The following is a 4,581-nucleotide window of genomic DNA, read 5'->3' on the forward strand; positions in this document are numbered from 1 at the left end:
AACGTGAACAAACTCGGCTTTATGGAACCTTCTCTGCTTGGGATTCTCTCTGTATCGAGAGAGCAAACTCAAAAATGAAGATGCCACAAGGGGGCTATCAAGTGGCATGAATGGCCTCTCAACTAAAATGGGTCACACCCATATCAATTATTTCATTGAGCATTGTGATTACAAAGTAATTCTCATTGGAGATGAAGATAAAATAATAAATAAAGAGGAAGGTAATATCGATGACTATACAAAATTCAAAAGTATAAAGGAAAAATTGATAGGAAAGACATTTGAGATTAAATCTAATATAGATGAAGCATTTGAAACATTTGTAGCAAAATCTGAACATTTATCATATAGAGAATTTCTAAGCAGGAACCGAAATATTATAGTTCAAATCCATTAGTTAAGTGAATATAATAATCTAAGGGTATTACGGCATGTCTTATGGGATTTTGAGAGGATATTCACTTCGATTGATGAAAAATATCATAAACATGATGAAATGACATATGTTTTTGCGAGGATTATTTGTTTAGGGATAGAAATACGCCAAGGGAAGATATCACCTAATAATATCAGGGATATTCTTCCTGAATACATGGAGTCCAGATCAACAGCATTGACAACGTCTGCACTAAACTCCCAACAAGACAAGATTGAATTGACCCCCATCTTAAAACTAATTGAAAAATATTCAGAATTCAGTTTGTATAACTTAATGTTTGAAGAAGAAGACCTTGTTAACTTTTTTGACAAAGGTATCATTAATAAAGATGCTTTTGAACAATTTATCAAACATAAAGACGAATTGGATTCAGCTAAAGGAGACACAAATAAAAATCCTTCATGGAAATATATTTATAATTATTTCGAACTATCGGATGAGGAATATAATACAAGGATAAATATATTGCTTAATGACCTAGAAAATCATAGAATAATTAAAATCAATGACATAAAGCATGCATTCAGTATATTATTTTCCCTGTTAAGAGTCAAAGTGTTCAAATCAACAAATAAAATATTATTATCTAAAGGGAAGCGGTATGTAAATTCTGTAATGCACAAAATTAGTGAATGTAAAAAATCCGAGCGAAATGGGGAATTTAGTTATAGTTTTAGTGGTGAGAAAATCCCCGAATTCATTGAATTATGCGATTACATTGATAAAAAAGTTGAATCTTTAGAAAAGAAAGAATTACCGGCTAAGGCAAAATCACTAATTTCATTGATACCAGATAATTTTTTTGATTTCAGAGGTCAGATATCAATTAAAGGTTCTGGAAATCAACAGTTTGTGAGAGTTCCGATATTTAATTATATCAACATTAATGATTTCATCATTGTTTTTGAATCTCTAAATCCAAACAATCAGCGAATTATTATAAATCTATTAACGGAAAGATATGCCTACAGAGAAATATTAAGTGATTTACATCTTGAAAAATCTTTTCTAATATCATTTTCAAAACATCTTAAATCTAAATGCAGGCAAAAAAAGAATACTTTGACGAGTGTCAGGTACGAGGCTTATTTAGAAGAAATAAACCGGTTCTTGATACGTTTTGAATAACATTCGTATTTACAATAAAAGTCTATATCTTCCAAAAATACATCAATCGTCTTATGTACATAAGACGTCAGAAATTAGGTGTTTTCTAAGCCACTCGTGGAAGCGTTTTTGGCGCTCGATACGTAGGTCGGGCGGGCCGCCTCGGCTTAGCTCGTGACTGGCTTCGGGGCCGAACCGGAGATAGCTGACCTCGGCGGAGCTGGTGCGCTTGACGGCTCTAAAGTACTCGTCGCCCTGGCTGACCGGGCAGCGCAGGTCGCCTTCGGAGTGGACGACCAAGAGCGGCGTTTTGACATTTCCCGCGTAGGTGATCGGGGAGTTTCGGCGGAAGCTCTCCGTGTCGTCGGTGTGGTTGGAAAGAAAGTAGCTGTGGTCGGTCTGGACGAAGTCCGTGGTGCCGCCGAAGCTCTGGAGGTTGTAGACGCCACGCTCGGCGATGGCGCAGGCGAACCGATCGGTGTGCCCGACAATCCAGGCCGTCAGATAGCCGCCGTAGCTGCCCCCCATCACGGCAAGGCGCGACGGATCGCTCCAGCCTTGGGCAATCGCGTAGTCCACGCACGCCATGCAGTCGTCCATTGCGGGAGCGCCCCAGTTATCCCGAATCGCCCCCGTCCACGCCTCGCCATAGCCCTTCGAGCCCCGCGGGTTGGGATAGAGGACGGCAAATCCGGCAGCAGCGAGCGCCTGGTACTCATGGAAGAGATGCCAGCGCCCGTACATCAAGTGCGGGCCGCCGTGGATATAGAGAATAGTCGGGAATGGGCCGTCGCCCTCGGGGATCAGCGCAAAGCAGGGCACCTCCCCCACCGAAAACGCCTTCGGCTCGATAAAGAGCAACTTCTCATAGAATCCGCCTAGATTCCAACTGACCCTCTTGCCATCGACGAAAACGGCTCCTTCATCTTTACCGGTCATTCGGAGCGTGGCGATCTTCCCAGCGGCCACACTCACCCCGACTTCGGAGCAGCCTTCTGGGGTGATTTTTTCAGGCACTCCCCCACCCAGCCCAATCCGATAGACGCCGACCTCGCCACGATCTGAGGCAACAAAAAGCAGGCTCGTCTCACTCTCCCAGACTGGCCCCGTATCGCCCCGCCCGTAGACCTCTCCGAGCGCCAAGTCCCCTGCTGTCACGTCCCATCCGGGTGTCAGATCACGGCTTATGCCCGTCTCCACATCCACAACCCAGACATGAGCGTTTTTCGTACCCCAAACTTCATCAGGATCATCATGTCCCAGGAACGCTAAATACTTTCCATCAGGTGACCAACAAAGCCCCGCAACTGGGCCAAGGTGCTCCACTTGCTTATGATCACCGCCTAAACTATCTTCCGTAAATATCGCAGTTGCTCCCGCCTTGCGATCAGGATCATCCGCGACGTTCTGAGTGTAAGCGTTAAGGTGTCCACCAGGTGATATGCACAAGTTTCCAAACTCCCGATCCGATAGCAAACCACGAGTGATAGACCCACCAGAACTTACAAGGGTATAATTACCTTGCGGTAGCCAACCTATCCCTTCGGAACGCCAACGGAGACGATTTATCATGCGAGGAGGTGAAGATTGATTCTCATTTTTACGAGTTTCAATTGCTTTCTCCGTCCATGCTTCGTTGGTGGGTTTTAAGGAATATAAAATCATCTCCCTTGATGGGATTGCTATCGAGTCTAGCATTCCTTTTTCGTTTGACTGTCGTGTCAATTGCCATGCTTCGCCCCAACCCAATTCAAGCTCCCAAAGCTGGGGCTTTTTTTCACTATCATTCCGAACAAAATACAGATGCTGACTATTCGGTGCCCAATAGAACTGGGAGACACTCTCACCGTGAGTTATCTGGCGTGGGCCTTTAGACTCATCTTCTGTGGTTGCAATCCAGAGTTGGGTATCGTAGCGGTTTTTCTTTTCGTCAATCGTTTTGACGAGATACGCTACCCATTTTCCATTTGGGGAAAGCCGTGGATACGAAGGTGCTTCAAAGCACAAGAGATCTTCGATGTTGGTTAAGCGTGACACGCCGCTATTCTACCTGGTTTGGTGCCGCCACAAGCGCCGCCAGGGTTCCCTGAACATTACGCTCTCGATCTCGGTAGCGCATGAGCACGGCGAGGCTCTTGTGGCGCGAGAAATCCAGCACTTCCTCAATCCCAATCCCCGCCGCCGTTGCCGCTTTACAGGCTTCCGTAATCGCAGTGTGCCGGAGCCCATGCGGGCGGGCGGAGATTCCTAAGGTTTCGGCATAGTGCGCCACAATACGATGGACACTGCGCCCCGTCAGGCGGCCATCACCTTTACCTTTGCCGCTACGATCCTGGCTTGTAAAGAGCGCCCCTTCCGCACTGCCTCGGACTGCAAGCCAGTCACGCAGGGCACGTCGTGTGGGCTCAGGAAGCGTGAGTGGGACCTTCTCCAGACGGCCTTTTCCGAGCACCCAGAGTCGCTCGGCCTCAAGGTCAGCGACATCCAGCCCACAGACCTCCGCTCGGCGCAGTCCCAGATCGTAGAGGAGGCGCAGGATCGCATGGTCACGGGGCGCGGCTTCGGCAAGTGCGATGATGTTCTGGACATTCTCTCGCCCTGGCCCACGGGTATCCCGGTAGGCCTCACTAGCGAGGTTGGAGACCTCCAGCACCCATGTGCTCTGTCCCAGGAGCCGGGCGAGCTTACTCAGGGAGCGCAGGGCCGCCAGTCGTCGGTTGATCGTCGCAGGAGAGAGCTTTTTCTGCCGCAGCTGCGTTCGGTAAGCCAGCGCCCATCGGTTCGCCTCGCCCGCGGACAGGGCGAGCAGTGTCGCAATCGCTTCCTCGACGGGGAGTTCACAGAACGCGGCAAAGTCTTCAAGGTCACGCCGATACGCCGCCATTGTCGTCGGACTATGGCTCTCCAGAAAGAGCGCAAGAAGCCCCCCCGATTGGAACGAGGGGGCGGGAGAGCCTATGGCTACGAAGGCCGTTCCGGCCATAAGACTCCCTCTTCCCTCTCCTCCCAGGATTGGGAGGAGGGCCGGGGAGGAG

The 4,581-nt window shown here is 48.2% G+C and carries 4 protein-coding genes; 2 read left to right on the top strand and 2 right to left on the bottom strand.

All coding sequences use genetic code 11. From position 1 onward, the window contains the following. Positions 1-37: 37 nt before the first annotated feature. Both RMO15_RS32375 and RMO15_RS32380 read left to right on the top strand, forming a co-directional pair. Complete coding sequence (locus RMO15_RS32375) at positions 38-397, top strand: hypothetical protein (protein WP_309723203.1); 360 nt, start codon at positions 38-40, stop codon at positions 395-397. A gap of 99 nt (positions 398-496) precedes the next feature. Then, on the top strand, positions 497-1,567 hold the full coding sequence (locus tag RMO15_RS32380; RefSeq protein ID WP_309723206.1) for a hypothetical protein: 1,071 nt from the start codon (positions 497-499) through the stop codon (positions 1,565-1,567). A gap of 51 nt (positions 1,568-1,618) precedes the next feature. Here the strand turns inward: RMO15_RS32380 and RMO15_RS32385 are convergent, their stop codons facing one another. Then, positions 1,619-2,995, bottom strand: a complete 1,377-nt coding sequence (locus RMO15_RS32385) for a S9 family peptidase (protein WP_309723209.1) — start codon at positions 2,993-2,995, stop codon at positions 1,619-1,621. A 592-nt stretch (positions 2,996-3,587) separates the two neighbouring features. Beyond that, the coding region (locus tag RMO15_RS32390) for a tyrosine-type recombinase/integrase (RefSeq protein ID WP_309723212.1) at positions 3,588-4,581 on the bottom strand (994 nt) is incomplete at its 5' end.

Source organism: Armatimonas sp. (assembly GCF_031410135.1).
Taxonomy (GTDB): Bacteria; Armatimonadota; Armatimonadia; order Armatimonadales; family Armatimonadaceae; genus Armatimonas.